Source organism: Micromonospora sp. HK10 (assembly GCF_000982955.1).
Taxonomy (GTDB): Bacteria; Actinomycetota; Actinomycetes; order Mycobacteriales; family Micromonosporaceae; genus Micromonospora.
In genome coordinates, this window is record NZ_KQ058791.1 from 1 (window position 1) to 2,498 (window position 2,498).

Here is a 2,498-nt window from a genome sequence, read left to right on the forward strand (position 1 = left end):
CACCCTGCCCGGCAACGGCCGGCCCGGGGACGAGGGCCCGGCCGTTGCCGGGCAGGGTGCGGTCGGTGGAGTGGTCGAGCACCCGCAGGGCGGCCAGCGCGGCCATCGGCACCACCAGGGCGGCGGCCGCGCCGGCCACGTCCAGGGCCGCGCCGCCGAGCACCCCGCCGAGGCCGGCGGCCACGCCGGTGCCGGCCATCGCGGCCCGGATCGCCGGGTAGATGCCGAACAGCCGCATCAGCCCGCCCCAGGGCTGCAGCAGCGCGAACCAGACCAGCGCCGCGCCGGCCAGGGCGAGCAGAGTGAGCGGGCTGTTGACCAGGGTTTCCATGTTGGCGCTGCTGGCCCGGTGCACGGTCAGCCCGCCGGTGCCGTCGCCGAGGGCGGCCAGGAACCGGCCGACGCTGCCCCGCTCGGCCTCCGCACGGCGCAGGTCGACCAGGGCGAAGCCGATGGTGACCGCCAGGCCGGCCATGGTGGCCCAGGCCAGCCGGCTCACGGTCAGCCAGCCGCCGGAGCAGATCGCGGCGGCGACGCTCACGCCGGCCGTCAGCGCGATCGCGCCGATCGAGTCCGCGCCCAGGTAGGGGCTGCCCACCACCACCACGGCGCCGCCGGCCACGGCCACCATCACCATCGGCCGCCAGGCGCGGCGCACCCGCTGGGCCAACCAGCCGCCGGTCAGCAGCGAACCGGCGATGAACACGCCCAGCCCCACGGTGCCCAGGCCGGCGTACCGGCCGCCCTCGAGCGCGGAGTAGCCGACGACGCCGTTGAGCTGAAGCCGGGAGCCGGTGACCACGTCCACGCCGACGACCAGGGTGGCCAGCCCGGCGACCGCGCCGAGCGGGCCGAGGGTGCTGCCGTGCCCGGGGCTGAACCGGACCGCGGCGGTGCCGCCGACGGTCAGCAGGGCGGTCACCACGCCGAACCACCAGCCGGCGTGGTGGCCCCGCCACCAGGGCACCGCGTCGGCGAGCAGGGCGGCCGGCACGGCGAGCGCGGCGGCGATCAGCAGCAGCTCGACGACGGCCACCACCCGGCGGGAGACCGGCTCGGGCCCGTGCGGGCCGGCGTGCCGGCGGGCCCGGCGCAGCAGCGGCAGCACCGCCACCGCGAGCGCGACCTGGGCGGCGGCGAGGAGGGTGAAGAACCAGCCCGCGACGCGCAGCTGCGCGCCCGCCTCGCGGTCCGCGTCGGCCGGCGCGTCGATGGCGGCCCGCAGGTCGGCCGGGCGACCGCCGACGGAGACCGCGGGCCGGCCGACGAAGAGCCGCTCGGGCATCGGGCGGCCCAGCGTGGCGAGGGCGGTGGGGGCCAGGTCGACCAGTTGCAGGTAGCCCTCCCGGGCGGTGCTCGGCGAGGTCAGCCAGCCGCGTTCCCAGCCCGGACCGTCGGCGACCGCGACGTGCAGCCGGGACGCGCTGTCGGTGTCGGAGACGCCGGCGACCAGCACCAGCGAGCGCGGCGGCCGGGCGGCCAGCACCCGGGCGAGCTGGGCGTCGGCCTGCCGGGCCTGGGCGGCCCGGACGGCCGGGGCTTCGGCGTCGACGGTGCCCAGGTCGACGATGCTGAGCACGCACGAGCCGAGCAGCCCGGCCGGGTCGGCGGGGAGGACCGGCGCGTACCGGTCGACCCGGCCGAACGGTCGGGCGGCGGCCACCGCCGCGCCCGGCCCGACCGCCACCGAGCAGCGCACGGACTCGGACAGCGCACCGGGGGTGGTGCCCCAGGAGAGCCAGTCCTGGTTGTAGGCGACCACGCTCTCCTGGTCGGGCAGGTTCGCGCCGATCCCGTCGGGCTGCTCGACGGTCACCCCGGCGGCCGGGCAGCCGCCGGCCCGGCGGGTGCCGTTCCAGGCGGCGTAGTTGCCCGCGCCGAGGGTGAGCCAGCCGTCGACGGGGCAGGTGGGGCGGTGCGCGGAGCGGGTGGACAGCGAGCCGATCGAGCCCGCCTCGGCCATCCGCCACAGCGTCGGGGTGGTCTGCGGGTCCACGTCGTCCCAACGCAGCCCGGGCACCCCGGCCAGCACGACGAAATCGGCGCTGCGGGCGGGGGCGCCGCTGTCCGGCCGGGCGGCCAGCGCGGTGACGCCGAGCGCCACCACGACCAGGGTCAGCAGGACCGGGGTCAGTCTGCGCAGCATCACCGGCGCTCCGTGGACGGCTCGGGCGCCAGCTCGGCGTAGAGGGCGGCCAGCGTGGCCACCGTGTCGGCCTCGGTCGGCCAGGCCGCCGCCCGGTCGACGGCCCGGCGGGCCAGTTCGGCCCGGCGCGTCCCGTCGTCGAGCAGGTCGCGCACCGCCGCGTCGAACGCGTCGACGTCGCCGGCGGGTACCAGCACCGCGGCGTCGCCGACCAGCTCGGGCAGGCCGCCGACGGCCGTCGCCACCAGGGGCACACCGGCGCGCAGCGCCTCCTGGGCGAAGAGCTGCCGGGCCTCCCAGTCGCTGGTGACCACCGCCAGGTCCGCCCCGGCGAGCAGGTCGGCCACGTCGG

The 2,498-nt window shown here is 78.7% G+C and carries 2 protein-coding genes; both read right to left on the minus strand.

The features are described from left to right. The coding region (locus LQ51_RS11640; protein WP_046565029.1) for a hypothetical protein at positions 1-2,146 on the minus strand (2,146 nt) is incomplete at its 3' end. Then, positions 2,146-2,498 (minus strand): glycosyltransferase family 4 protein (locus LQ51_RS11645; RefSeq protein ID WP_156313044.1); only part of this gene is annotated, 353 nt, incomplete at its 5' end. The genes LQ51_RS11645 and LQ51_RS11640, both read right to left, overlap by 1 nt.